Origin of the sequence: Pseudomonas sp. NBRC 111133 (genome assembly GCF_001320605.1) — a bacterium.
Taxonomy (GTDB): domain Bacteria; phylum Pseudomonadota; class Gammaproteobacteria; order Pseudomonadales; family Pseudomonadaceae; genus Aquipseudomonas; species Aquipseudomonas monteilii.
The window spans coordinates 22,983-46,895 of sequence record NZ_BCBJ01000009.1 but is presented as its reverse complement, the minus strand read 5'-3'; the positions used below and the strand labels follow the sequence as shown (position 1 = coordinate 46,895).

Sequence of the window (23,913 nt, the reverse complement as noted above, 5' to 3'; positions counted from 1 at the left end):
CAGCCGTGGCGTAGAGCGGGTGCCGAAAGCCATCGAATTAGGCTAGAATGCACGGCCTCTAAGCACACCCCTTCCTGAGGCTGTCCCGACGATGTTGATCCTGCGCGGCGCTCCTGCCCTTTCTGCCTTTCGCCACGGTAAATTACTCGAGCAACTGAGCCAGAAAGTCCCCGCTGTTACTGGTTTGTATGCCGAATTTGCCCATTTCGCCGATGTCGACGGCGAGCTGACCGCCGACCAGCAGCAGGTGCTGGGCCGTCTGCTCAAGTACGGCCCGAGCGTGCCGGTACAGGAGCCGACCGGTCGCCTGTTCCTGGTCGTACCGCGCCTGGGCACCATTTCGCCTTGGGCCAGCAAGGCCAGCGACATCGCCCACAACTGCGGCCTGCAGTCGATCCAGCGCCTGGAGCGCGGCATCGCTTACTACGTGGCCGGCACCCTGAGCGATGCTGATGCTGCCTTGATCGCCGCCGAGCTGCACGACCGCATGACCCAGCGGGTGCTGGCTCAGCTGGAGCAGGCGGCCGACATGTTCAGCCACGCCCAGCCCAAGCCGATGACCTCGGTCGACATCCTGGCCGGTGGCCGCGACGCCCTGGCCAAGGCCAACATCGACCTGGGCCTGGCCCTGGCCGAAGACGAGATCGACTACCTGGTCAATGCCTTCCAGGGCCTCAAGCGCAACCCGAACGACATCGAACTGATGATGTTCGCCCAGGCCAACTCCGAGCACTGCCGCCACAAAATCTTCAACGCCAGTTGGGACATTGACGGCCAGGCTCAGGAAAAGAGCCTGTTCGGCATGATCAAGAACACCTACCAGATGCACAACGAAGGCGTGCTGTCCGCCTACAAGGACAACGCCTCGGTCATCGTCGGTAACGTGGCTGGCCGTTTCTTCCCGAACCCTGAAACCCGCCAGTACGGCGCGGTGCAGGAGCCGGTGCACATCCTGATGAAGGTGGAAACCCACAACCACCCGACCGCCATCGCCCCGTTCTCTGGTGCCTCCACCGGCTCCGGCGGCGAAATCCGCGACGAAGGTGCTACCGGCCGTGGCGCCAAGCCCAAGGCTGGCCTCACCGGCTTCACCGTGTCCAATCTGCGCATTCCGGGCTTCGAGCAGCCATGGGAGCAGGCTTACGGCAAGCCTGAGCGCATCGTCGACGCCCTCGACATCATGATCGAAGGCCCTCTGGGTGGCGCGGCGTTCAACAACGAATTCGGTCGCCCGGCCCTGACCGGTTACTTCCGTACCTTCGAGCAGGCCATCAACACCCCGCACGGCGAAGAAGTGCGCGGTTACCACAAGCCGATCATGCTCGCCGGTGGTATGGGCAACATCCGTGAAGACCACGTGCAGAAGGGTGAGATCACCGTCGGCGCCAAGCTGATCGTGCTCGGCGGCCCGGCCATGCTGATTGGCCTGGGCGGCGGCGCCGCTTCGTCGGTGGCGACCGGTGCCAGCTCGGCAGACCTGGACTTCGCCTCGGTACAGCGCGAAAACCCTGAAATGGAGCGCCGTTGCCAGGAAGTCATCGACCGCTGCTGGCAGTTGGGCGACGCCAACCCGATCGCCTTCATCCACGACGTTGGCGCCGGCGGTATCTCCAACGCCTTCCCTGAGCTGGTCAACGACGGTGGCCGTGGCGGCCGCTTCGAACTGCGTAACGTGCCCAACGACGAGCCGGGCATGGCCCCGCACGAAATCTGGAGCAACGAATCGCAGGAGCGTTACGTGCTGGCCGTCAGCGCCGTCGATTTCGAGCGCTTCAAGGCCATCTGCGAGCGCGAACGCTGCCCGTTCGCCGTAGTGGGTGAAGCGACTGAAGAGCAACACCTGACCGTCAGCGACAGCCACTTCGGCAACACCCCGGTGGACATGCCGCTGGACGTGCTGCTGGGCAAGCCCCCACGCATGCACCGTTCGGTTACCCGTGAAGCCGAGCTGGGCGATGACTTCGACCCGAGCAAGCTGGACCTGGACAACGCCGTCCAGCGCGTTCTTAGCCACCCGGCCGTGGCCAGCAAGAGCTTCCTGATCACCATCGGCGACCGCACCATCACCGGCCTGGTTGCCCGCGACCAGATGGTCGGCCCGTGGCAGGTACCGGTGGCCGACTGCGCCGTTACCGCCACCAGCTTCGACGTCTACACCGGTGAAGCCATGGCCATGGGTGAGCGTACTCCGCTGGCGCTGCTGGATGCCCCGGCGTCCGGCCGCATGGCCATCGGCGAAACCCTGACCAACCTGGCCGCTTCGCGCATCGAGAAGCTGTCCGACATCAAGCTGTCGGCCAACTGGATGTCCGCCGCCGGCCACCCGGGTGAAGACGCCCGCCTGTACGACACCGTCAAGGCTGTCGGCATGGAGCTGTGCCCGGAGCTGGGTATCACCATTCCGGTCGGCAAAGACTCGATGTCGATGAAGACCAAATGGAGCGATGAGGGCGGCGAGAAGAGCGTTACCTCGCCAATGTCGCTGATCATCACCGGCTTCGCCCCGGTCACCGACATCCGTAAAACCCTGACTCCGCAACTGCGCATGGACAAGGGCGAGACCGACCTGATCCTGATCGACCTGGGCCGTGGCAAGAACCGCATGGGCGCCTCGATCCTGGCCCAGACCTACGGCAAGATCGCTGCCCAGGCACCGGACGTCGACGATGCTGAAGACCTCAAGGCCTTCTTCGCCGTGATCCAGGGCTTGAACGCCGACGGCCACCTGCTGGCCTACCACGACCGTTCCGATGGCGGCCTGGTCACCACCGTGCTGGAAATGGCCTTCGCCGGCCACTGCGGCCTCGACCTGCACCTCGACCCGCTGACCGACAGCAAGGGCGACGTGCCAGCCATCCTCTTCAACGAAGAGCTGGGCGCAGTCATCCAGGTTCGCCAGGATGCTACCCCTGACGTACTGGCACAGTTCAGCGCCGCTGGCCTGGGCGAAGGTTGCGTCGCGGTGATCGGCAAGCCGGTCAACAACGGTGAAGTGTCCATCAGCCTGAACGGCGAAGTGCTGTTCGACGATGACCGCCGCATGCTGCAGCGCCAGTGGGCTGAAACCAGCTACCAGATCCAGCGCCTGCGCGACAACGCCGACTGCGCGGACCAGGAATTCGACCTGCTGCTCGAGGAAGACAACCCGGGCCTGTCGGTGAAGCTGGGCTTCGACGTCAACGACGACATCGCCGCACCGTACATCAAGAAGGGCGTGCGCCCGCAAGTGGCCATCCTGCGCGAGCAGGGTGTCAACGGCCAGGTCGAGATGGCCGCAGCCTTCGACCGTGCCGGCTTCGCCGCGATCGACGTGCACATGAGCGACATCCTCGCTGGCCGTGTCGACTTCGAAGCCTTCAAGGGCCTGGTCGCCTGCGGTGGTTTCTCGTACGGTGACGTACTGGGTGCCGGCGAAGGCTGGGCCAAGTCGGCGCTGTTCAACGCCCGTGCCCGTGACGCCTTCCAGGCCTTCTTCGAGCGTACCGACAGCTTCGCCCTGGGCGTGTGCAACGGTTGCCAGATGATGTCCAACCTGCACGAGCTGATCCCGGGCACCGAGTACTGGCCGCACTTCGTGCGTAACCGCTCGGAGCAGTTCGAAGCGCGTGTGGCCATGGTCGAGGTGCAGAAGTCCAACTCGATCTTCCTGCAGGGCATGGCCGGTTCGCGCATGCCGATCGCCATCGCCCACGGCGAAGGCCACGCCGAGTTCGCCAACGAAGCGGCACTGCTGGAAGCCGACGTGTCCGGTTGCGTGGCCCTGCGCTACGTCGACAACCACGGCAAGGTCACCGAAGCCTACCCGGCCAACCCGAACGGCTCGCCGCGTGGTATCACCGGCCTCACCAGCCGCGACGGCCGTGTGACCATCATGATGCCGCACCCGGAGCGTATGTTCCGCGCCGTGCAGAACTCGTGGCGCCCGGACGAGTGGCAGGAAGATGCCGCGCTGATGCGTATGTTCCGCAACGCACGGGTGTGGGTGAACTAAGGCGTGTACAAGCTCGCCTTTTTCGTCCCCGACAGCCATGTCGAAGTGGTCAAGGCCGCCGTGTTCGCCGCCGGTGGCGGGCGCATCGGTGACTATGACCACTGCGCTTGGCAAACCCTCGGCCAGGGCCAGTTCCGCCCGCTGGACGGCAGTCAGCCGTTCCTCGGGCAAGCCGGCCAGGTCGAGGTGGTGGAAGAGTGGAAGGTGGAGCTGGTGGTGACTGACGATCTGATATCTCAGGTCGTCGCTGCGCTCAAGCAGAGCCACCCGTACGAGACGCCAGCCTATGAAGCCTGGCGGCTCGCCGAGTTCTAGACCGCATCAAGGCCATTCGCGGGCACGCCCGCGAATAGGCCCTACACGCCAGCCACAATGTCCTTGCCAGGCACCGGCCGCTTCAACCAGCCACAAGCCAGCAACCCCACCTCGAACAACACCCACATCGGCACCGCCAGCATCGTCTGCGAAAACACATCCGGCGGCGTCAATATCATCCCCACCACAAAGCACCCGACAATCACGTAGGGCCTGCTGCGCCGCAACGTGGCCACATCGGCCAACCCCACCCAGACCACGATGAACGTCGCCACCGGGATCTCGAACGCCAGCCCGAACGCCAGGAACAGCGCCAGGATAAAGTCCAGGTACTGGCTGATGTCGGTCATCATCGCCACGCCGTCCGGCGTCACGCTGGCAAAAAAGCCGAACATCATCGGAAACACCAGGAAGAACGCGAAGGCCATGCCGGCATAGAACAGCACGATGCTCGACACCAGCAGCGGCAGGGCAATGCGCCGTTCACGGCGGTACAGCCCCGGCGCCAGAAAGCCCCAAGCCTGGTGCAGCAGCAGCGGCATGGCCACGAACAGCGCACACATCGCGGTCAGTTTGAACGGTGTCAGAAACGGCGAGGTGACGCTGGTAGCGATCATGCTCGCGCCTTCTGGCAAAAAGCGCCGCAGTGGTTCGGAAATGAGCGTGTACAGCGTTTGCGCAAAGGGGAACAGGCCGGCGAACACCAATGCCACCAGTGCCAGGCAACGCACCAGGCGTTTGCGCAGGTCGCGCAGGTGTTCGGTCAACGGCATGCTGGCCGCCGGGTCCATGGCAATACTCATGAGGCGTTTTCCTTGGGCTGGGCGACCGTGGCTGCATCATTGGCCGGCTCCGCGTTCAGGCTTATGCCTTGGCGGATCTCCTGCTCCAGGCGCTGTAATGGGGCGCTGTCGAGGTTCGGCATGTCGATTTCGCGTTCTACCTGCGTGCGTAAGGCGTGCATGGCCCGGCGCGCCTGGCCCAGCCCGCGCCCCAGGGTACGCGCCGCTACCGGCAGGCGTTCCGGGCCCAGCACCAGCAACGCGACAATGCCGACCAACAGCACCTCGCTGAAGCCTACCTCGAACATCAGGCCTGACGATCCGCTTGAGGCTGCTGAGTGGCCTGGCCGTTCAGCGGCGCCTGCTGCTGTACTTGTGCCTGGCCAGCGGCATTGACATCGTTGTCACCGCCCATGGATTTGCGAAACCCCTGGATCGCCTCACCCACATCGCTGCCCAGGCCCTTGAGGCGCTTGGTGCCAAACAGCAGGAATACGATCAGCAGTACGATCACCAGTTGCCAGATTCCAATGCCACCCATTGCGACCACTCCTGTAAGGTCATGAAAAGGAAGGCTAATCCTGCCTCGTGTAGATGACGTACACATGACGGACGGGCATTGCCATCTACCTGCAACACGCCGCGTGTTGACTGGCGTCTTTATTCTGCGAGCGAGGCACGCACGGATGGGTGGCAGGCAACAGCAGGGGGCGGCCCTGTTGATGGTGATGGTGGTGCTGGCAATGTTGGCGGCGGGTATGGCCTGGCTGGTGGAAGACGGCCGGCGCCAAGTGGATGAGGTGCGCCTGCTGCATCAGCGGGTACAGGCGCGGGCCATGGAGCAGGCCGGCCTGGCCTACGCCAAGCAAGCCCTGCGCGACCCCACCTGGCGGCTCAGCCCGTTGTTCTGGCAGGCCCTGCGTGGGCAGCCGTTGAACTATGACTTTGGCGCCGGGCAGGCGCAGTTGCGGGTGCGTGATCAGCACACCTGTTTTAACGTCAATGCGTTGCTAGGTGCTGATGGCGAGCGAGCCGAGCGTCAGTTGCGCTATTTGCTAGGCGACGACATGGCGGCAGAGCGTCTGGTCGATGCGCTGGCCGACTGGCTCGACGCTGACAGCGACACCCGTCTGCAAGGCGCCGAAAGTACCCAGTACCTGCGCCAGCAACCACCGCGCCTGGCGGCCAACCAGCCGATGCTCGACACCAGCGAACTGAACCTGCTGCTGGAGCCGGACGCCAGCCGGCAGAGCCGCTACCCGATGCTGTGCGCCTTGCCGCAGGTGACCGGCTGGCGCCTGAACGCCAATGCGCTTGGGCTGGAGCATTTGCCGCTGCTTGAGGCGTTGTACGAAGGGCGCTATTCGCGCTCGTTGCTCAGCCGCATCATCAGCGGGCGGCCGGCGTCGGGGTATGTGGATGCAGGTGCCTTGCGTCAGGCGTTGGGAGCGGTGGATGACGAAACGTTCGAACGGCTGAGCGAAGGGTTGCTGCTGAACAGCGGGTATTTCCTGTTGCAGTTGTCGTTCGAGGAAGAGGGGCGGGCGATACGCAGCGAATTCCAGGTGGAGGCGTTGGGGGTGGTGCAATGGCATGCCCGGGTGCCGGCGCAGCAGGTGCGGGTGCGCAGCCGCGAGCCGATGGCTTGGTAGGGCTTGAGGTTGCCGGGGCTGCTGTGCAGCCCATTCGCTGGCAAGCCAGTCACATTCAGGAATTGCACGGTATTCAGAACCTGTGATCGTGAGCTGAAACCAGCAGCGTGTACTGATAATCTTGCTAGTTGCGCCTGGCCTCGGAAAGACCAAAACTTCAGCTCACCGTCTTGCGAGGCAAAACCCTGTGTCAGTAGCTCTGCGTGCCTATTGCCCTTACGGGCACCACCAAAACCAAGCTAGCTCGGCATTCATGCTTGGCTACAATGGTGAGCGAGAAGACTGCCGCTCCGGCACCTACCTGCTAGGCAATGGTTATCGGGCTTACAGCCCAGCCCTGAGGCGATTTCTTTCACCTGATGGCTGGAGTCCTTTTGGTGCTGGCGGGCCAAATGCTTATAGCTACTGCTCAGGAGATCCAGTCATGGGGCTGGATCCAAGTGGTCACGCGGATCTAAGTGGTCTGCGTAAAGTACCGCAAAAGCTATTGCAGCAATCACGAAGGGCAGGGGCACAAAGGGCTCAGCGGCAGACTGCAGAACAGCGTGTGGAGGCACTGCGTGCCAGACTACAACAGCGGCAACAAACACAAGCCCATATGCCAACACAACCTGTTAGGCAAACACTGAGAAACCCTATGGCTCAGCAGGGTACAGTGTATCTGGCTAACCGTCTTGCACCAGCGGGTAGTACAGCTCAACAGCTGCCATTGGCCAACGGGGCTCGAACTCCGCCCCGCCATGAAGCTGCGGGACTACAGCCACTTGACCTCGCTCAGGCAGAGTCTCTGTATCAGCAACTTATTGACATGAATCGGCACGAGCAAAACTTTAGTCAGAATCTTTCATATTTGGCAGAAGGCACCGAACTACGTCTGAGTTATGAGCGAGACATGTCCAATATCAGAGCGCACGCAGACCAAATCCGCAGTCGACTTGGTGTTGACGCACTCAGCTGGTTCCACTTCTGAAGAAATGGTTGGTCGGTGATTGGGCAGTTTCCCGGGTGCCGGCGCAGCAGGTGCGGGTGCGCAGCCGCGAGCCGATGGCTTGGTAGGGCTTGAGGTTGCCGGGGCTGCTGTGCAGCCCATTCGCGGCACAAGGCCGCTCCTACAAGAGATCGCGTACCCCCTGTAGGAGCGGCCTTGTGTCGCGAAAGGGCCGCAAAGCGGCCCCCGTGCACAGGTCGATCAGGCAGTCCCGATCTCCCCGCCATCAATACGCTGAATCACCACCGTCGAAGCCCGCGGCCGTACCGTAGTCCCAGCCGGCGTAGCGTCGGTCGCCTTGTCGGTATATGGCCAGTTCCCCGGGTGCTGAATGTTCACGAACAGCGTCTTGTTGTCCGGCGTAAAGGTAATCCCGGTCACCTCACATTCATTCGGCCCAACGAAGAAGCGGCGCAGGTCCACCTGGTTCTGCGCGTTCACCGGCACCTGCTTGCCGCTGGCGTCTACCAGGTCGGTGGGGATCACTGCCAGCAGCTGGTCGTTGGTGTAATCAGTGAGGGTGCTTTCACCGTTGTCAGTCTCGAACCACAGCACGCCACGGCTATCGAAGCTCATGCCGTCGGGGCTGGCGAACTGGTTCAGTTCGGTCAGGCCGGAACGGTTGATATCGGCAGTACCGGCTGCGTTGGCGCCGAACACGAAGATGTCCCAAGTGAAGCTCAACTGGTCGTCGCTGTCGTGCCAGCGAATGATGTGGCCATGGCGGTTCGGGCCGCGCGGGTTGGCCGCATCGACCTTTTCCGGGGTACGCGCGCTGTTGTTGGTCAGGGTCAGGTATACATCGCCGTTCAGCGGGTTGACCGTGGTCCATTCCGGGCGGTCCATCGGCGTTGCGCCCACGGCATCGCCGGCGCCACGGGTGTTGAGGATGATGCCTGGCAAGTCACCATACAGCGCACCCAGGGTGCTGCCGTTAGTGGTAGCGGTGTTCACATCCAGCAGCAGCCATACGCCGGTGCCGTCGGCATTGAAGCGGGCCACGTAGAGCTTGCCCTGGTCAAGGTACTTGGCACCGGTGGCCAGGCGGTCGGCCGGGGTGGCGTCGGCGGCGTCCCACACGGCGGTGGACACCCACTTGTACAGGTACTCGTTGTTCGAGTCGTCACCCATGTACCACACCAGTGGCTTGCCGGCGACCGGCAGGCCTGGGGCGCAGCCCTCGTGGCGGAAGCGGCCCAGTGCGGTGCGCTTGGTGGCCAGGGTGCTGCTGTTGTATGGGTCGATTTCGACGATGTAGCCGTAGGTGCTGGCTTCGTTGCGGTAGTCGTCGGTGGCGCTGGCGCCTTTGACGGTGACGTCGAAGCGGGCAAATTCGTCGGCCACCTCAGTGCTGTCGCCAGCTGCGGTTTCCCATTTGTACTGGCCGCTGGAGGTGCCCACGCCAATGCGGCGCTGGTCTTCGGGGCGGGTGCCCTTGTTGACGAAAATGCCTGGCCAGTTCTCTTCACAGGTCAAGTAGGTGCCCCACGGGGTGTAGCCGTTGCCGCAGTTATTGTTGGTGCCACGGCAATGGGTGCCGGCGGTGGAATACTTGGTCTTGACGTGGTCGGTACCGCGCAGCGGGCCGGTGATTTCCATGCGCGAGGCGGTGGTGAAGCGGCGGTTCAGCGGGTCGTTGTCGACCACCTGCCAGCGTCCGCTGACTTTCTGCAGGCGCACCACGCCAGCCCCGTGGGCGTTGATTTCCTTACGCACTTCTTCGACCGGACGCTTGCCGTTCACATCGGTGGTGGGGCCGGCCGGGTGCAGGGCGGCGGTGTCGATGTATTCGAAGTTGATCGCCAGCAAGCCATCTTCCGAGCTGCCGTTGATGGGGAAGAAGTGCATGCCGTCATGGTGCATGCCCATGGCATTGGCCTGGTCGGTCGAGGTGTTGCTGCCGTCAGACTTCCACGGGTTGCCGTTGCTGTTGATGGGCGTACCCCACGGCGCCAGCACATAGGCGCTGTAGCCGGCGGCCACCACGCAGGCGTCGGTGCGCGAGCCCGGGATGGACTGGAAGCCCAGCGCCAGTTTCGGTACCTCTGGTTCGGTAACAGGCGGCTCGGTCACCGGTGGCTCGGTGACCGGATCATCGTGATCGGAACCACCACCGTCGAAGCAGCCTGTCAGGCCGGTACCGGCGATCATGGCGATGGCGGCGCCCAGGCTGCCGCGCATCACGCTGCGGCGGCTGAGGTAGGCGTCCATGACGTTGGCCATCGGCAGGTTGCCGCTTTGGTTCCGGTCCAGGTTGTCGCCGGTATCTCGACTCATCAGGGTGTCCTTATGTTGGCTGAGTTAGAGGAAACCGCGACTGTAGTGCGCAAATATGATGATTCATTGGCAGAAATGTTAACGGGGTTTTAAAACGGTCCGCTCTTAGAACATTCGCTGACAGATCAATTTGGAATGACTGTCGGAATTCTGCCATCAAACTGTCATGCCAACGCCGCAACATCCGGAGCCCTGAATGAACATGGATAAGGATGGCGGGTTCGATGGCAAGCAGCATGCACAGGCGCGAAGTGATCAGCTGGATGGGTGTCGGGGCCATGGCCCCGCTGCTCGGCGCCTGTTCTGCTTTCCCGGCACAACAGGGCGGTAACGCCCACCTCGACCTGCTGTACGTGGCCGATACCCTCGATGCCCGCCAACCCGGCCAGGCGGTGGTGCCGGCGACTCGCCTGGGGCCGGTCAGCCACCTGGGCCGCGCGCCTTGGATGACCGGCAGCAGCGCCAGCCTGGCCTACCCGCAACTGGCGCCGTTGCTTGATGCCAGCCAGGCAAGTGCAGCCCACCTGGGCGGTTTTGCCGTGCTGGCGGCGTTGCTGGAGCAACTGCGAGCGGAGGCCGGAGCAGGTAATAGCCTGACCCTGGAAAACGGCCAAGGCTGGAATGGCAGTGGCCTAGCCTACCTGACTCAAGGTGAGAGCGGCGTTCAAGGCAGCCAGCTGCTGGGCAGTGAGGTGCGTGTCAGCAGCGATGAACGCGTGCTGTGGCCGCAGCGTAGCCATGGGCTGTATCGCCAGGCTAGCGCCATTACCTTGGGCGCCGGGCTGGCGGACGCGCAACGTCAGGCACTGGGGCTGGAGGCCTTGCACGTCTTCGAGCGCGGCGGTGCCCGCATTGCCGTGGTCGGCGTGACCGACCCTTACGCCCAGGACCAGAAAGCCTCCCTGAAACTGTGGTACCAATCATTACAACCCGTGTTCGAGCAAGCCCGGCGCGAAGCCGACCTGGTGGTGGCCATGGCCGACATAGGCACAGGCCCTGGCTTGTGGCTGGCCGAGCGGGTGCCGCAAATCGACGTGTTGTTGTGCGCCCGTGGCCAGGACCTGTGGCCGGCGCCGGTCGAGGTCACCCAGGCCAGTGGCCGGCGCGTGCCGGTGCTGTTCGCCGGTTGCCGGGGCAGCGGTGCCTTCCGCCTGCGTTGTCTGCGAGTGGCTGGCGCATGGCAATTCGATGGGCGTTTCTTCCCGGCGTTCGAACAGCAACTGTCACCCGCCGCGCAACTGCGGGTGGGGCAACTGCAGGCTACCTTGCGCCAGCAACGCGCCGGCCATGCGGCCTGGCTCGACCAACCGCTGGCCCTTGCGCCACAGGCTTTGTGGCGCCGCGACACCCGTGGTGGCAGCTGGGACCGCTTGCTGCATCAAGCGTTGGCCGATGACAGCAGCATGCCCGTGCTGCTGCCGGGCCTGCGCTATGACTACCCGCTGCCCGCGGGGGCCCCCATCACCCGCGAACACCTGATCAGCCTGACCGGTGGCTACCCGGCCCCGGTGGTCGAAGCGCCGGCCCGGCAGGTGGAGCAAGTACTGGAAAACGCCGCAGAGCAACTGTTCGGCGACCCGCTACTGCTGGACAACAGCCAAGACCTGCCACGCTGGCAGAGCCAGGCCTGGGGGGTCAGCTACAGCCCGCAAGGCAAGCGCATCACAGGGCTGGAGCCGGTGCAGGGCCTGTGCCGCACCTTTGGCCTGCAGTTTGAAAGCCAGGCGGGTGAGCCCCTGTGGCAGCGGGTTGAAGCCTGGCTCGCCCGTCAGGCACCCGGCTGGCAACTGGTGCCGTTGCAATGGCCAGACGTGCGCTATGTGCAGGGGCACCCGGGCTGGCACCCACGGCAGTTGGCTTCGTGACGTTCGCTTCGCGCCTGCTCTCGGGCGCAGGCCTGACCTTGGCAGGCTGGCTGGCCGCCCAGTGCGTGCTGCAACTGAGCCGCCAGCCACAACCGGCGACAGCACCTGCGGTGGCTGTCGGTCCGTTGCCTGGCCTGATGGTCGGTCACTGGCAGGCGCCCATCGACGACGGTGCAATCGCCATTACCCGCCTGCCACTGCAATACCTCGGGGGCCTGAAGGCAGAGCCACTGGCCTCCAGCGTGGTGGTGCTGCGCTACGGCGAGCAAGTACGCACGCTGGCGCGTGGCCAACGCCTGGCGCCGGGGATCGTGCTGCAGGACATCGACAGTGATGGCCTGATTTTCAACAACCAGGGGCGGCGCGAACGCCTGCCCTGGCCGCCACGCCCCGCCGTGACCGGCTTCAAGCGGCAAGGATGAACGATGCCTGTTAGATACTGCGTGGCGGCTGCGCTGAGCCTGGTGCTGTCCCTGGCCTGCGCCGAAGAGCCGGTGTTCGATGACAACGGTACGCCAATGTACGAGGTGAACTTCGTCGACACCGAACTGGGCGAGTTCATCGACAGCGTGTCGCGCATTACCGGTACCACGTTCATCGTCGACCCCCGGGTAAAGGGCAAAGTCACTGTGCGCACCGTCGACCTGCACGACGCCGATGCCATCTACGACATCTTCCTCGCGCAGTTGCGCGCCCAGGGCTACGCCACCGTCGACCTGCCCAACGGCAGCGTGAAGATCGTCCCCGACCAGGCCGCGCGCCTGGAACCGGTGCCGGTGGAGGCGGGCGGGCAGCAAGGCGAAGGTAGCGACAGCGTGGCTACCCGCGTATTCAATGTGCGCAACGCCGCCAACGAACAGGTGCTGGGCATCCTCAAACCCCTGATCGACCCACGCGTTGGGGTGATCACCCCGTACCCGGCAGCGCACCAGTTGGTGGTTACCGACTGGCGCAGCAACCTCGACCGCATCGGTAGCCTGCTGCGCCAGCTCGACCGCCCGCAAGAGGCGCCAAGCAATGGCAGCACCCAGGTGATCTACCTGCGCCATGCCAATGCCGGTGAAGTGGTCAAGGTACTGCGCGGGCTCAGCCAGGAAGGTGCGGTGCCGGCAGAAGGTGCGGGCGAAGGTGAGGGCAAGGACAGGCCCGTGGTGGCTACCAGTGGTGGCCCGGGCATTCGCCTTGAATACGAAGAAGGCACCAACGCTGTGGTGATGGTCGGCCCCGACAGCGAACTGGCTGCCTACCGCGCCATCGTCGAGCAGTTGGACATTCGCCGTGCCCAGGTGGTGGTAGAGGCGATCATCGCAGAGGTGTCCGATAGCAGCGCCCAGGAGCTGGGCGTGCAATGGCTGTTTGCCGACGAAAAGTTCGGCGCCGGCATTGTCAACTTCGGCAGCAACGGGGTGAACATCGCCAACATCGCCGGGGCGGCTGCCAGTGGCGACAACGAGGCGCTTGGTGACTTGTTGTCCGCCACTACCGGCGCCACGGCGGGCATTGGCCATTTCGGCGGCGGTTTCAACTTCGCCATGCTGGTCAATGCGCTAAAGGGCAAGAGTGGTTTCAACCTGCTGTCTACACCTACTTTGCTCACCCTGGACAACGCCGAGGCCTCCATCCTGGTCGGCCAGGAGGTGCCCTTTGTCACCGGTTCGGTCACACAGAACAACGCCAACCCGTACCAGACCATCGAACGTAAAGAGGTCGGGGTAAAGCTGCGCATCAAGCCGCAGATCAACGTCGACAACAGCGTGCGCCTGGACATTGTCCAGGAGGTGTCATCGATCGCCGAGTCCAGCGCGGCCAGCGATGTGATCACCAACAAGCGCGAGATCAAGACCAAGGTCATGGTCGAGGACAACGGCCTGGTGATCCTCGGCGGCCTGATCAGCGACGAACTGAGTACCAGCAACCAGCGCGTGCCGCTGCTTGGTGACATCCCTTACCTGGGCCGGCTGTTTCGCTCCGACGCCACCAAGAACACCAAGCAGAACCTGATGGTGTTCATCCGCCCGCGCATCTTGCGGGACGGGCCGAGCCTGGCCGGGCTTAGCGAAGACAAGTACCGCACCTTGCAGCAGACCACGCCGCTGCAACTGCCGGACTTGGCCGAGGGCACCCCTTTGTTGCAGGTATTCCCCGCCAGCCGGGCGCGCCTGGAAGGCGGTGACTGGTGATGCTGCCGTATCGCCAGGCACGGCAAAGCGGGGTGGCCATGGCCCCGGCGGCGGAGGGCTGGCAGCTGTGGCTACGGCGCGATGCCGACAGCGCCCAGTTGCAGGAGCTGCTGCGTGTACATGGCCAGCCCAGTGCGCTGGAATATCTGGAACCCGCCGTGTTCGACGAGCGCCTGGGCCAGTTGTATGAGGTGGGTGATGCCGCCACTGAAGCGCTGATCGAAGGCATCGGTGACCAGGTCGACCTGGACAGCCTGATGAGCGAGATGCCGCGCATCGAAGACCTGCTGGAAAGCGATGACGAAGCCCCGGTCATCCGCCTTATCAATGGCCTGTTCGGCCAGGCCCTGCGCCTGCGCGCCTCGGACATCCATATCGAAACCTTCGAGCAGAGCCTGGTGGTGCGCCTGCGGGTCGATGGGCACCTGCGCGAAGTGTTGCGCCCACCGCGAGCGCTGTCGGCCATGCTGGTATCACGGATCAAGGTCATGGCGCGTCTGGACATCGCCGAAAAACGCCAGCCCCAGGACGGCCGTATCACCTTGCGTGCAGCAGGCCGTGAAGTGGATGTGCGGGTTTCGACCTTGCCCGGCATTCATGGCGAGCGGGTAGTCTTGCGCGTGCTCGACAAGCAGGCCAGCCTGCTGGCGCTGGATAACCTGGGCATGCCGCCCGCCGTGTTACAGGGCCTGCGCAGTTGCCTGGCGCGCCCCAACGGCATCGTGCTGTCCACTGGCCCGACCGGCTCGGGCAAGACCACCACCCTGTACGCCAGCCTCAATAGCCTCAACGACGGCAGCCGCAATATCCTCACGGTCGAGGACCCCGTCGAATATGCCATCGCCGGCATTGGCCAGACAGCCATCAACCCGCGTGCCGGGCTGACGTTTGCCAGTGGCCTGCGCGCCATCCTGCGCCAGGACCCGGACGTGATCATGCTCGGTGAAATCCGCGACCAGGAAACCGCGCAGATCGCGGTACAGGCCAGCCTTACCGGCCATCTGGTGCTGTCCACCCTGCACACCAACAGCGCCGTGGGGGCGGTAACCCGTCTGCGTGACATGGGCATCGAGCCGTTCCTGATCGCCTCCTGCCTGCGTGGTGTGCTGGCCCAGCGCCTGGTACGGCGCTTGTGCCGTTGCGCCGTGTCGTACCCGCTGCAACCTGCCGAGCGTGAGCTGTGGCCAGAACTGGCGGCACTGGGCAGCAGCTACCACGCGGTGGGCTGCGAACAGTGCCAGGGCAGCGGTTATGTCGGGCGCCTGGGCCTGTACGAATTCATCGAGCTGGATGCCGGTTTGATCGGTCTGCTCTACGACGGCGCCAGTGAACTGGCCATGCAGGATTACCTGGCCGAGCGCCGCCAGAGCCTGGTGGCGATGGCCAGTGATTGCCTGGCGCGTGGCGAGACCAGCCTGGCCGAAGTGCTGCGTGTGGTGCAGGGCTAAGGCATGCCGACGTATCGCTACCAGGCCGTCGACCTCGCCGGCAAAGCGCACAAGGCCAGCCTGCAAGCCGACAGCGAGCGCCATGCACGCCAGTTGTTGCGCGAGAAGGGTCTGTTCGCCCGCCAGTTGCAGCGCCAGGAAGCCGGAGCCCGGCAAGCCAGGCGCCAGCGTTTAAGCCGTGCCCAGCTCTGTGAACTGACCCGCCAGCTGGCGACCCTTATCGGGGCTGGCATCCCCTTGGTCGACGCGCTGGCTACCCTTGAACGCCAACTGCGCCAGCCGGCCCTGCACAGTGTGCTGGTGGCCCTGCGTGGGTCGCTCGCCGAAGGCCTGGGCCTGGCCCGCAGCCTGGCGCGCCAGGGGGCGCCGTTCACGGGTTTGTATTGCGCACTGGTCGAGGCCGGCGAGCGTTCCGGGCGCCTGGCACAGGTGCTTACACGGTTGGCCGACCACCTGGAGCAGGTACAGCGCCAGCAACATAAAGCCCGTACTGCGCTGATCTACCCCACCGTATTGATGGGCGTGTCACTTGCCGTGGTCGTCGGCCTGATGACCTTCGTCGTGCCCAAACTCACCGAACAATTCGCCCACGCAGGGCAAAGCCTGCCGCTGATCACCTCGCTGCTGATCGGCCTGAGCCAGGGGCTGGTACACGCCGGGCCGTGGTTGTTGGGGGGGGCGTTGGTGCTTGGCGTGCTCGGCGGCTGGTTGCTGCGCAAGCCGCATTGGTGCTTGCGCCGCGACCAGTTGCTGCTGCGCCTGCCGCGCATCGGCAGCCTGCTGCAGGTGCTGGAAAGCGCCCGCCTGGCGCGAAGCCTGGCGATTCTCAGTGGCAGTGGCGTGGCCTTGCTCGAAGCCTTGCAAGTGGCCACCGAAACCGTCGGCAACCGGCGCATCCGGCTGGCCATGGAGCAGGTGCGCCAGCAAGTGCAGGGCGGTACCAGCCTGCACCGAGCGCTGGATGCCAGCCAGCAATTCCCGCCGCTACTGGTGAACATGGTCGGCAGCGGCGAGGCCAGCGGCACCCTGGCCGACATGCTCGAACGCGTGGCCGACGACCAGGAGCGCGGCTTTGCCCGCCAGGTGGATACCGCCATGGCGCTGTTCGAACCCCTGATGATCCTGGTGATGGGCGCCGTGGTGCTGTTCATCGTGCTGGCGGTGCTGTTGCCGATCATGCAACTCAACCAGGGCCTGCAACTGTGACGACAAGGAGCTTTGCCATGCTGCATCGACGCAACCGCCAGCGCGGTTTCACCCTCATGGAAATCATGGTGGTGATCTTCATCATCGGCCTGCTCATCGCCGTGGTCGCGCCCAGCGTGCTGGGCAACCAGGACAAGGCCATGAAACAGAAAGTGATGGCCGACCTGGCCACCTTGGAGCAGGCGCTGGACATGTACCGGCTGGACAACCTGCGCTTCCCCAGCAGCGAGCAGGGTCTGGCCGCCCTGGTGAAAAAGCCGAGCCAGGAACCACTGCCACGGGCCTGGCGAAGTGACGGTTATGTGCGCCGCCTGCCAGAAGACCCGTGGGGCACTCCGTACCAGTACCGCATGCCCGGTGAGCATGGTCGGGTGGATGTTTACTCGCTGGGTGCGGACGGCCTGCCGGGCGGTGAAGGCCAGGATGCCGACCTGGGTAACTGGGAACTGTAAAGGTGCGCCGTCAGCGGGGCTTCAGCCTGATCGAATTGCTGGTGGTGCTGGCCATCGCCGGCCTGATGACGGGCCTGGCGGTGGCCGGGCTTGGCAGCGGTCAAGCCAATGTCGACCAGGCGTTGCAGCGCCTGGCGGCGGAAACCCGAGCGCAGGCCGTGTTGGCCCGACATGCCGGGCAACTGCGCGGGCTGCGCTGGAATGGCCAGCATCCGGAGTTTGTGCGACGCGAGGGGAATGCCTGGGTCGTCGAAGCCGTTTCGATGGGCGACTGGCCCAAGGGCCTGCACCCGGACTGGCCCGCCAGCCCGCAGCCGCGCCTGATGTTCACGCCGCATGGCTGGGCACAGTCAGGCAGCGTGATCTGGCGCTGGGCCGATGGCAGCCAGCAATGGGCCTGGGGCCGCGATGGTCGCTTGCAGGTGGCGCCATGAAGCAATGTCAGCGTGGCTTCACCTTGCTGGAGGTGACCGTAGCCTTGGCGATCGCTGCTGTGTTGGCGGTGATCACCAGCCAGGTCCTGCGTCAGCGCTTGGCCGTGCAGGACAACCTGCAGCAGCATCGCCTTGGCCTGCTGTGTGCGCGTGAGCTGCAAACCCGCTTCGCCGTTGAGCAGTTCTGGCCTGCCGCCAATCAGGCTAACGGCGAGCTGAGCCAGGGCGGCCAGCCGTGCCATTGGCAACTGCACCTGAGCCGCACCGGCGTGCGTGACCTGCGCCGGGGCGAGCTGCAACTGTTCGCCGACCGTGACCAGCGCCTGCCGCTGGGCCAGTACACCGTGTTTCTGGAGCGCCCATGAAGCGCCGCCAGGCTGGCTTGACCCTGATCGAGCTGATGGTCGCCCTGGCCCTGACAGCCTTGCTCGGCATCATGCTCGTCGCTTTGGTCAACGGCTGGCTCAAGGTTCGCGAACGCCTTCAGGTCACCAGCCAACAAACCTCGGTGCTGGACTTCTGCCTGGCCTTGGAGCGCCGCTTCGACAGCCCGGTGCTGCGCCGGGTCTATGACCAGCGCCTGCCCTTGGCCAGCCGCTGGCTGGACTGGCAACCGGCAAGCCACCAATTGCAATGGGTCGCCGCCACCGGCCTGCCAGAGGCCGAGGGCGGCTCGCGCCTGCAGCGCCAACGCTTGCGCTTTGAGGCCCGCGATCAACGCCTGCTGCTGGAAAGCTCGGCCGACCTGTACGCGGCCGCCGCCCCGCGCTGGATACAACGCGAACAGCTCGACCGTGTCAGCGGGATGAACGTTCTTTATTACCAGGGCGGCCGCTGGCTGACCTGGCCTTCCGACCAGCCCGCGCATCCCGGCCGTGGTGTGCGCCTGCAATTGCAGCGTGATGGAGCCCCCTATGTCTGCACGTTCGCCCTCCCGTGGGGGCGCTCATGAAATTTGAATGGCGGCGACGAACGCCGGCTCAGCCGTGGTTGTTGCTGCGCCCCGGCGTTGTCTGGCACTGGGCACTGACCGAGAGCGGCCTCGTGCAGCGCCAAGGGCAGGGTGAGCCACCGGCGAACCTGCAAGCCCGGGTTGCACTGATTCTGCCTGCCGAGGCGTGCAGCGGCTTCCGCGTCCCGGCTCCACCGGGGCTCAAGCGTGAAGAGTGGTCGTTGCTGCTTGAGGACTGCTTGCTGCAACCGCCGGACGAAGTGGACTGTGCCTGCCTGGCCCGAGAATCCGGGCACCTTCGTCTGCTGGTGGTGGCACGCCAGAAACTGGAGGGCTGGCGCGGGCAGTGTGCCGCATGGGGCCTGCAAGTGGAGCGTTGCTGGGCAGAGCCGCAGTTGCTACCTGCGGTAGAAGCAGGCACTGCTTGGCACTGGCAGCGCCCACCCGGCATGTCCTTGTACACAGGGTTGGGCGAAGACGAACAGGAGCACTGGCTGGCGTGGCCGGATGGACTGGGAGAAATGCCGCAGCAACCGTGGGCACACCTGAAAAAGGTGCCACTGAGTGGCGACTGGCCAACCGCGCTGGCGCCCCTCGATTCGCTGCCTGGCTTGTTCGAGCGTGGCCGCAAGGCACCTTCATTGCCTGTTGTTTCGCATCCGCAGCAACGGCTGTTGGCGGCTTGCCTGGTACTGGCGGCTGTATGGGGCGGCCTGTGGTTGAGCCAGCAATGGCGCCAGGCGCAACTCTGGCGCGCCCAGGTCATTGCCGTGACAGGTGAACGGGCCAGCCCACGGCATGCCGCTCAGGCCCTCAAGCGCCTGCGTGAAAGTGGGTTGCAACAGCAAGTGCGCACACGCCAGCTCGAAGACCTGCAGGCTACGTTGCAGGCGTGGCTGCGGGATCACCCCGGCTGGCGCCTGCAAGCCGTGCGCTTCGATGGCCAGCGCTGGCGCGTGCGGTTGGCGGGCGAGGGGGCCGTGCCACCTTGGCAAGACATGGCCAACGCTGCTGGCGCAACCGTGCAGGTGCTAAGTGGCGAAGTGATCTTCGACTTGGGAGCAGCCGTATGAACCGCGACTGGATGCAGCGTTATCGGTTGACGTTCGCCTGGTTGCTGATTGCCGTGTTGCTGGCCTTCCTGGCCCTGCGCGGTGGCTTGGCGCAATGGCGCGAACTCAGCCAGTGGCAGGGGCTGGCTGAACAAGCCGCCAGTTTGCAGGGTGGCCCTGGCTTGAGCATGGAGCGTCTGAAGCAGTCGGCCGAGGCGCGGCGGGTGGCGCTGGCCGAGGTCGATGAGCAAGGCAAAACCTGGCACCTGCGCGGGCAGGTGGCCGATGAGCGGGCGTTGCAAGACTGGTTGCAGGCCCTGCGCACCGAAGGCGCACAGCCGCTGCAATGGGGGCTGGAGCAGGATGGCAAGGTGTTACGTTTCGATCTGGTGGTGCAGCCATGAGCCGTAAAGCTGCGGCGTGGGTGCTGCTCGTGTTCGCCCTGACACTGCTGGTGGAGCTACCTGCCAGCTGGGTGGCACGCGGGCTCGGCCTGCCAATGCAGGATGCCCGTGGCAGCCTGTGGCAAGGTCACGCACAACAGTTGGGGCCCGTCGGGCCATTGCGTTGGTCGGTGGAGCCTTGGCACATGCAGGCCACTGCGCAGCTGGGGTTCCAAGGGCAAGCCTGGCAGCTGCGTACCGAAGGCTGGCCTTGGCGTTGGCGGCTGGAGGTAGCAGCCATGGGGCCCCAGGCTACGGTGGCGGCTGATTACCGCCTGGCTGGGCAGTGGCAGGGCGCAGTGCACCTGAACGGGGTAGGGCGCCAGTGCCTGTCCAGCGAGGGCCGCGTAACCGTGAGTGATCTGTCACTGAGCGAACCCTGGTCGCTGGGCCTGGGGCAGGGCTGGCTGGAAATGGACTGCCGCAGTGGCTGGCGCCTGCGTGGTCAACTGGCGCAGCAGGGGCAACATCAGTTGGCCGTGGATGCTGACCTGCCAAGGCGTCGGGTGCAGCTGGTATTCGAGTTGCAACCGGAGGCTGCGTTGACGCCCTTGTTGCGGGGGGCGCAGTGGCTGGGGCCGCAGGCGTTGGCAGGGCAGCGGGAGTTACGCTGGTAAACCTGTCGAAGCGGGTACTTGCTTGCAGGGCTAAGGCCGAATCTCGATCAACGTCCCATCCCGCACCAGGTCCCACACTTCCTGCATGTCACGGTTACGCATGGCAATGCAGCCATCGGTCCAGTCCAGGGTATGGAAGTACCATTCCGGGTATTCGTCGTTGATCGGCGTGCCGTGGATCATGATCATGCTGCCGGCACTCACCCCTTCGCGGGTGGCACGGGCGGCGTCGCTGACGTTCGGGTAATTGATGTGCATGGCCAGGTTGAAGCGGTCGCTTTGCTTGCGCCAGTCCAGCCAGTACAGGCCTTCGGGGGTTTTTTTGTCGCCTTCGCGCTCTTTGGCGCCCTTGGGCTGCTTGCCCAGGGAAATGCGGTAGGTTTTCAGCGGCTCGCCACGGCTGATCAGCTGCAGGCGGCGCTCGGACTTGATCACCAGCACCTTGTCGATCAGCGGTTGCATGGCCTGCTGCGAAAGCGAAGGCGTTTGCGCTGCCGGTACGGGCTTGCGGATGATGGTCTCGGTGAAGGCCGCCTGGGACACCGAGGTAACGCAAAGGCAGAAAAGGGCAAGCAACCAACGCATGTAACGGTATCCCTGAAGGCTTTTCTATGTAGAGGTCGTGGTCGAGACGTTCATCGGCGGCAGGTACTCATGGCCAATGGGGTAGTGATGCCCGATGCGGTCGCGATAGTAGCATTCTAGTGTGCGCGTGACGGTGCGGAAAGCCAGCTCGCCCCACGGTATCTCATGTTCTTCGAACAAGCGCACTTCCAGGCTTTCGACACCCACATCAAAGGCAAGGTCCGCCAGCTCGGCGCGGAAGAACACATGCACCTGGTTGATGTGCGGCAAATCAAACAGTTGGTACAGGCTCATCGACCCGACCCGGGCGCAGGCTTCCTCGACCGTTTCGCGACGGGCGGCCTGGTCTAGGGTTTCGCCGTTCTCCATGAAGCCGGCGGGCAACGTCCAGTAACTCCGACGTGGCTCGATGGCGCGCCGGCACAGCAGCACCTGGCTGCCCCAGGTGGGCAACACCCCAGCAACGATGTTGGGGTTCTGGTAGTGGATGGTCTGGCAAGACTCGCAGATATACCGCAGGCGGCTGTCGCCTTCGGGGATCCGCTGTATGACTGGCTGGCCGCACGCGCTGCAGAATTTCATGTGTAGGTCCTTTTGCCTGGGGCTATCTTGGCGTGTCGGCAAGGCCGCCGCAAGCGCAGGGGCTTGGGTGCTTCGCGGCTTTGGTGCATCATGCAAGGCAGGCCTTGGATACGAGTGTGCGCAATGCTGGACGAGCTACTTCGCCGAATGAGCAACCACCAACCCGCATCATTGGAAACCGACCGGCGGTTCCCTGAAGCGGCGGTTCTTTTGCCCATTACCCGCAGCGAAGCGCCCGAACTGGTCCTTACCTTGCGCGCCAAGGGCCTGTCCACACATGGTGGCGAAGTGGCCTTTCCTGGTGGCCGTCGCGACCCGGAAGACCCCGACCTGGTGTTCACCGCGCTCCGTGAAGCCGAAGAAGAAATCGGTCTGCCGCCGGGGCTGGTGGAAGTGATCGGCCCGCTCAGCCCGCTGATTTCGCTGCATGGCCTTAAAGTGACGCCATTCGTCGGGGTTATTCCCGACTTCGTCGAATACCGCGCCAACGACGCCGAAATCGCGGCAGTATTCACCGTGCCGCTGGAATTCTTCCGCCAGGACCCACGCGACCATACCCACCGTATCGATTACCAGGGGCGCAGCTGGTATGTGCCCAGCTACCGCTATGGCGACTACAAGATCTGGGGGTTGTCGGCGATCATGATCGTGGAACTGGTCAACGTGTTGTTCGATGCCGGCATCAGCCTGCACCAGCCCCCTGAGCGTTACATCGAAAACTGAGCGGGGCCAACCCCGCCGTCTGCGTTCCAGCCTGAGGAGCAAGCATGAAATACCGCCTGGGCGACCTGCGGGTCGAGAGCCACCCCACCAGTTGGGCCGCACCCAACGCCACACTGATTGGCAGCGTGCGCCTGCAGGCCGATGCCAGCGTATGGTTTGGCGCGGTACTGCGCGGGGATAACGAGCTGATCGACATTGGCGAGGGCAGCAACGTGCAGGATGGCACGGTGATGCACACCGACATGGGCTCGCCGCTGACCTTGGGCAAGGGTGTGACCGTTGGCCACAACGCCATGCTGCATGGCTGCACGGTGGGCGACTACAGCCTGGTCGGTATCAATGCGGTGATCCTCAACGGCGCGCGCATCGGCAAACACTGCATCATCGGCGCAAATGCACTGATCGCCGAGGGCAAGGAAATACCCGATGGGTCGCTGGTGATGGGCTCTCCGGGCAAGGTGGTACGTGAGTTGACCGAGCAGCAGAAGCGCATGCTCGAAGCCAGCGCCGCGCACTATGTGCATAATGCCCGGCGTTATGCGCAGGAACTGGTGGTTGATGATGAGTGATGTTGCAGAGCGGCCGGTAGCCTCGCCGTGCGTGAGCATTTGTGCGCTGGACGAGCAGGATATCTGCACCGGGTGCCAGCGTACCGTGGCTGAGATTGGCCGCTGGGGGCGGATGGACAATGAAGAGCGGCGGGCGGTGCTCAAGCTTTGCCATGAAAGGGCAGTAGAGGCCGGGCTGATTCTCTGATGCACCGCGTTGGTAGCACCGGCCTTGCCGGTGTTCGCGGGTTTACCCACGATGAAGCCAGCGGTAATCTGTAGGGCTTGCCCACAGACGACTCGCCATGTTCTATCTGATTGCCTACATCAGCAGCGTAGTGCTGATCAACTACGCCTTCTCTAGCGCCCCGCACCTGGACATCATCTGGTCCGCCTGGGGCGGTCTGGTGTTCATCCTGCGCGACATGGTGCAGACCCGCTTCGGCCACGGCGCCCTGGTGGCCATGCTGGTGGCCCTGGTGCTGTCCTACGTCACCTCGGAGCCGGCCATCGCCTTGGCCAGCGCCACCGCGTTCTTCATTTCCGAGCTGATCGACTGGCTGGTGTTCAGCATCACCCGCCGGCCGCTGCGCGACCGCCTGTGGCTGAGCTCGGCACTGAGCATTCCGGTGGATACCTTCATCTTCTTCGGCATGATCGGCGCCCTGACGCCTGCGATAGTCGGTACCGCCATGGCCTCGAAGTTTGCCGGTGTCACCGCCGTGTGGCTGGCCATGGCATTTCGCGCCCGGCGCGCCGCCGTTGCGGGCTGATGGTGTAGAATAGTGGTCCTTTTTCAGCGGGCGGCGCACAGGCTGGCG

The 23,913-nt window shown here is 64.3% G+C and carries 26 protein-coding genes; 20 read left to right on the top strand and 6 right to left on the bottom strand.

Annotated elements, in window-relative coordinates; genetic code table 11:
• The first annotated feature begins 91 nt into the window (after positions 1 to 91).
• Both purL and APH36_RS02930 read left to right on the top strand, forming a co-directional pair.
• The gene (gene purL, locus APH36_RS02935) at positions 92 to 3,991 is read left to right on the top strand and encodes a phosphoribosylformylglycinamidine synthase (protein ID WP_060497417.1); all 3,900 of its coding nucleotides are present in this window, start codon (positions 92 to 94) and stop codon (positions 3,989 to 3,991) included.
• A gap of 3 nt (positions 3,992 to 3,994) precedes the next feature.
• Positions 3,995 to 4,306, top strand: coding sequence for an NIF3 1 (locus APH36_RS02930; RefSeq protein ID WP_019098096.1), 312 nt, complete (start codon positions 3,995 to 3,997; stop codon positions 4,304 to 4,306).
• 41 nt (positions 4,307 to 4,347) lie between these two features.
• On the opposite strand, the gene tatC is transcribed toward APH36_RS02930, so the two are convergent.
• Genes tatC through tatA form a run of 3 tightly spaced genes read right to left on the bottom strand, consistent with a single transcriptional unit; the run spans position 4,348 to position 5,629 of the window.
• On the bottom strand, positions 4,348 to 5,109 hold the full coding sequence (gene tatC, locus APH36_RS02925; RefSeq protein ID WP_019098097.1) for a twin-arginine translocase subunit TatC: 762 nt from the start codon (positions 5,107 to 5,109) through the stop codon (positions 4,348 to 4,350).
• Positions 5,106 to 5,396, bottom strand: coding sequence for a Sec-independent protein translocase protein TatB (tatB, locus tag APH36_RS02920; protein WP_060497416.1), 291 nt, complete (start codon positions 5,394 to 5,396; stop codon positions 5,106 to 5,108). Before tatB ends, tatC begins: the two co-directional genes overlap by 4 nt.
• Positions 5,396 to 5,629 carry a twin-arginine translocase TatA/TatE family subunit gene (gene tatA, locus APH36_RS02915; protein ID WP_025753757.1) on the bottom strand — a complete coding sequence of 78 codons (234 nt, stop codon included), beginning with the start codon at positions 5,627 to 5,629 and terminating at the stop codon, positions 5,396 to 5,398. Before tatA ends, tatB begins: the two co-directional genes overlap by 1 nt.
• A 145-nt stretch (positions 5,630 to 5,774) precedes the next feature.
• Here tatA and gspK point away from each other — a divergent pair, with 145 nt between their 5' ends.
• Positions 5,775 to 6,740 (top strand): type II secretion system minor pseudopilin GspK, encoded by a 966-nt coding sequence (gspK, locus tag APH36_RS02910; RefSeq protein WP_060497415.1) that lies wholly within the window; start codon positions 5,775 to 5,777, stop codon positions 6,738 to 6,740.
• Between the two features lie 187 nt (positions 6,741 to 6,927).
• Positions 6,928 to 7,710 carry an RHS repeat-associated core domain-containing protein gene (locus APH36_RS33095; protein ID WP_374754773.1) on the top strand — a complete coding sequence of 261 codons (783 nt, stop codon included), beginning with the start codon at positions 6,928 to 6,930 and terminating at the stop codon, positions 7,708 to 7,710.
• A gap of 219 nt (positions 7,711 to 7,929) precedes the next feature.
• Here the strand turns inward: APH36_RS33095 and APH36_RS02905 are convergent, their stop codons facing one another.
• Complete coding sequence (locus APH36_RS02905; protein ID WP_060497414.1) at positions 7,930 to 10,005, bottom strand: PhoX family phosphatase; 2,076 nt, start codon at positions 10,003 to 10,005, stop codon at positions 7,930 to 7,932.
• Between the two features lie 224 nt (positions 10,006 to 10,229).
• Between APH36_RS02905 and APH36_RS02900 the strand changes: the two genes are divergently transcribed.
• The 12 genes from APH36_RS02900 to APH36_RS02845 are packed head-to-tail and all read left to right on the top strand — an operon-like array spanning position 10,230 to position 20,654.
• Entirely contained in the window at positions 10,230 to 11,870 is a 1,641-nt protein-coding gene (locus APH36_RS02900; protein ID WP_060497413.1) for a hypothetical protein, read from the top strand.
• A complete protein-coding gene (locus APH36_RS02895; RefSeq protein WP_016713021.1) occupies positions 11,867 to 12,292 on the top strand; it encodes a pilus assembly protein PilZ in 426 nt (141 codons plus the stop codon). The genes APH36_RS02900 and APH36_RS02895 overlap by 4 nt, the downstream gene beginning before the upstream one ends.
• Positions 12,293 to 12,295: 3 nt before the next feature.
• Entirely contained in the window at positions 12,296 to 14,050 is a 1,755-nt protein-coding gene (gene gspD, locus APH36_RS02890) for a type II secretion system secretin GspD (RefSeq protein ID WP_156867974.1), read from the top strand.
• Positions 14,050 to 15,498, top strand: coding sequence for a GspE/PulE family protein (locus APH36_RS02885; protein WP_060497411.1), 1,449 nt, complete (start codon positions 14,050 to 14,052; stop codon positions 15,496 to 15,498). Before gspD ends, APH36_RS02885 begins: the two co-directional genes overlap by 1 nt.
• Positions 15,499 to 15,501: 3 nt before the next feature.
• On the top strand, positions 15,502 to 16,704 hold the full coding sequence (gspF, locus tag APH36_RS02880) for a type II secretion system inner membrane protein GspF (protein ID WP_060497410.1): 1,203 nt from the start codon (positions 15,502 to 15,504) through the stop codon (positions 16,702 to 16,704).
• 17 nt (positions 16,705 to 16,721) lie between these two features.
• The gene (gene gspG, locus APH36_RS02875; protein WP_016713017.1) at positions 16,722 to 17,156 is read left to right on the top strand and encodes a type II secretion system major pseudopilin GspG; all 435 of its coding nucleotides are present in this window, start codon (positions 16,722 to 16,724) and stop codon (positions 17,154 to 17,156) included.
• 2 nt (positions 17,157 to 17,158) lie between these two features.
• Positions 17,159 to 17,590, top strand: a complete 432-nt coding sequence (gspH, locus tag APH36_RS02870; RefSeq protein WP_060497409.1) for a type II secretion system minor pseudopilin GspH — start codon at positions 17,159 to 17,161, stop codon at positions 17,588 to 17,590.
• Positions 17,587 to 17,955, top strand: coding sequence for a type II secretion system protein GspI (locus APH36_RS02865; RefSeq protein WP_060497408.1), 369 nt, complete (start codon positions 17,587 to 17,589; stop codon positions 17,953 to 17,955). Before gspH ends, APH36_RS02865 begins: the two co-directional genes overlap by 4 nt.
• On the top strand, positions 17,952 to 18,542 hold the full coding sequence (locus APH36_RS02860) for a prepilin-type N-terminal cleavage/methylation domain-containing protein (protein ID WP_060497407.1): 591 nt from the start codon (positions 17,952 to 17,954) through the stop codon (positions 18,540 to 18,542). The genes APH36_RS02865 and APH36_RS02860 overlap by 4 nt, the downstream gene beginning before the upstream one ends.
• Positions 18,539 to 19,615, top strand: coding sequence for a GspL/Epsl periplasmic domain-containing protein (locus tag APH36_RS02855; RefSeq protein ID WP_060497418.1), 1,077 nt, complete (start codon positions 18,539 to 18,541; stop codon positions 19,613 to 19,615). Before APH36_RS02860 ends, APH36_RS02855 begins: the two co-directional genes overlap by 4 nt.
• Complete coding sequence (gene gspM / locus APH36_RS02850) at positions 19,612 to 19,998, top strand: type II secretion system protein GspM (RefSeq protein WP_060497406.1); 387 nt, start codon at positions 19,612 to 19,614, stop codon at positions 19,996 to 19,998. Before APH36_RS02855 ends, gspM begins: the two co-directional genes overlap by 4 nt.
• Complete coding sequence (locus APH36_RS02845; protein WP_060497405.1) at positions 19,995 to 20,654, top strand: hypothetical protein; 660 nt, start codon at positions 19,995 to 19,997, stop codon at positions 20,652 to 20,654. Before gspM ends, APH36_RS02845 begins: the two co-directional genes overlap by 4 nt.
• Positions 20,655 to 20,684: 30 nt before the next feature.
• Here APH36_RS02845 and APH36_RS02840 read toward each other — a convergent pair whose 3' ends face one another.
• Together APH36_RS02840 and APH36_RS02835 are read right to left on the bottom strand one after the other, a co-directional pair.
• Positions 20,685 to 21,239 carry a murein L,D-transpeptidase family protein gene (locus tag APH36_RS02840; protein WP_060497404.1) on the bottom strand — a complete coding sequence of 185 codons (555 nt, stop codon included), beginning with the start codon at positions 21,237 to 21,239 and terminating at the stop codon, positions 20,685 to 20,687.
• Between the two features lie 24 nt (positions 21,240 to 21,263).
• Entirely contained in the window at positions 21,264 to 21,821 is a 558-nt protein-coding gene (locus APH36_RS02835; RefSeq protein ID WP_060497403.1) for an NUDIX hydrolase, read from the bottom strand.
• Positions 21,822 to 21,944: 123 nt separating this feature from the next.
• Here APH36_RS02835 and APH36_RS02830 point away from each other — a divergent pair, with 123 nt between their 5' ends.
• The 4 genes from APH36_RS02830 (at position 21,945) to APH36_RS02815 (ending at position 23,865) form a co-directional block, all read left to right on the top strand.
• A complete protein-coding gene (locus APH36_RS02830) occupies positions 21,945 to 22,544 on the top strand; it encodes a CoA pyrophosphatase (RefSeq protein WP_060497402.1) in 600 nt (199 codons plus the stop codon).
• A 44-nt stretch (positions 22,545 to 22,588) separates the two neighbouring features.
• The gene (locus APH36_RS02825; RefSeq protein WP_060497401.1) at positions 22,589 to 23,113 is read left to right on the top strand and encodes a gamma carbonic anhydrase family protein; all 525 of its coding nucleotides are present in this window, start codon (positions 22,589 to 22,591) and stop codon (positions 23,111 to 23,113) included.
• On the top strand, positions 23,103 to 23,300 hold the full coding sequence (locus tag APH36_RS02820) for a DUF1289 domain-containing protein (protein ID WP_060497400.1): 198 nt from the start codon (positions 23,103 to 23,105) through the stop codon (positions 23,298 to 23,300). Before APH36_RS02825 ends, APH36_RS02820 begins: the two co-directional genes overlap by 11 nt.
• Positions 23,301 to 23,397: 97 nt before the next feature.
• A complete protein-coding gene (locus APH36_RS02815; RefSeq protein WP_060497399.1) occupies positions 23,398 to 23,865 on the top strand; it encodes a VUT family protein in 468 nt (155 codons plus the stop codon).
• The last annotated feature ends 48 nt before the right edge of the window (positions 23,866 to 23,913 follow it).

Bases quoted from the DNA above. Each gene is read 5' to 3' on its own strand.
- purL (WP_060497417.1), top strand. From the start codon at position 92: ATGTTGATCCTGCGCGGCGCTCCTGCCCTTTCTGCCTTTCGCCACGGT.
- tatC (WP_019098097.1), bottom strand. From the start codon at position 5,109: ATGAGTATTGCCATGGACCCGGCGGCCAGCATGCCGTTGACCGAACAC.
- tatB (WP_060497416.1), bottom strand. From the start codon at position 5,396: ATGTTCGAGGTAGGCTTCAGCGAGGTGCTGTTGGTCGGCATTGTCGCG.
- tatA (WP_025753757.1), bottom strand. From the start codon at position 5,629: ATGGGTGGCATTGGAATCTGGCAACTGGTGATCGTACTGCTGATCGTA.
- gspK (WP_060497415.1), top strand. From the start codon at position 5,775: ATGGGTGGCAGGCAACAGCAGGGGGCGGCCCTGTTGATGGTGATGGTG.
- APH36_RS02905 (WP_060497414.1), bottom strand. From the start codon at position 10,005: ATGAGTCGAGATACCGGCGACAACCTGGACCGGAACCAAAGCGGCAAC.
- APH36_RS02900 (WP_060497413.1), top strand. From the start codon at position 10,230: ATGGCAAGCAGCATGCACAGGCGCGAAGTGATCAGCTGGATGGGTGTC.
- gspD (WP_156867974.1), top strand. From the start codon at position 12,296: ATGCCTGTTAGATACTGCGTGGCGGCTGCGCTGAGCCTGGTGCTGTCC.
- APH36_RS02885 (WP_060497411.1), top strand. From the start codon at position 14,050: ATGCTGCCGTATCGCCAGGCACGGCAAAGCGGGGTGGCCATGGCCCCG.
- gspF (WP_060497410.1), top strand. From the start codon at position 15,502: ATGCCGACGTATCGCTACCAGGCCGTCGACCTCGCCGGCAAAGCGCAC.
- gspG (WP_016713017.1), top strand. From the start codon at position 16,722: ATGCTGCATCGACGCAACCGCCAGCGCGGTTTCACCCTCATGGAAATC.
- APH36_RS02865 (WP_060497408.1), top strand. From the start codon at position 17,587: ATGAAGCAATGTCAGCGTGGCTTCACCTTGCTGGAGGTGACCGTAGCC.
- APH36_RS02860 (WP_060497407.1), top strand. From the start codon at position 17,952: ATGAAGCGCCGCCAGGCTGGCTTGACCCTGATCGAGCTGATGGTCGCC.
- APH36_RS02855 (WP_060497418.1), top strand. From the start codon at position 18,539: ATGAAATTTGAATGGCGGCGACGAACGCCGGCTCAGCCGTGGTTGTTG.
- gspM (WP_060497406.1), top strand. From the start codon at position 19,612: ATGAACCGCGACTGGATGCAGCGTTATCGGTTGACGTTCGCCTGGTTG.
- APH36_RS02845 (WP_060497405.1), top strand. From the start codon at position 19,995: ATGAGCCGTAAAGCTGCGGCGTGGGTGCTGCTCGTGTTCGCCCTGACA.
- APH36_RS02840 (WP_060497404.1), bottom strand. From the start codon at position 21,239: ATGCGTTGGTTGCTTGCCCTTTTCTGCCTTTGCGTTACCTCGGTGTCC.
- APH36_RS02835 (WP_060497403.1), bottom strand. From the start codon at position 21,821: ATGAAATTCTGCAGCGCGTGCGGCCAGCCAGTCATACAGCGGATCCCC.
- APH36_RS02830 (WP_060497402.1), top strand. From the start codon at position 21,945: ATGCTGGACGAGCTACTTCGCCGAATGAGCAACCACCAACCCGCATCA.
- APH36_RS02825 (WP_060497401.1), top strand. From the start codon at position 22,589: ATGAAATACCGCCTGGGCGACCTGCGGGTCGAGAGCCACCCCACCAGT.
- APH36_RS02820 (WP_060497400.1), top strand. From the start codon at position 23,103: ATGATGAGTGATGTTGCAGAGCGGCCGGTAGCCTCGCCGTGCGTGAGC.
- APH36_RS02815 (WP_060497399.1), top strand. From the start codon at position 23,398: ATGTTCTATCTGATTGCCTACATCAGCAGCGTAGTGCTGATCAACTAC.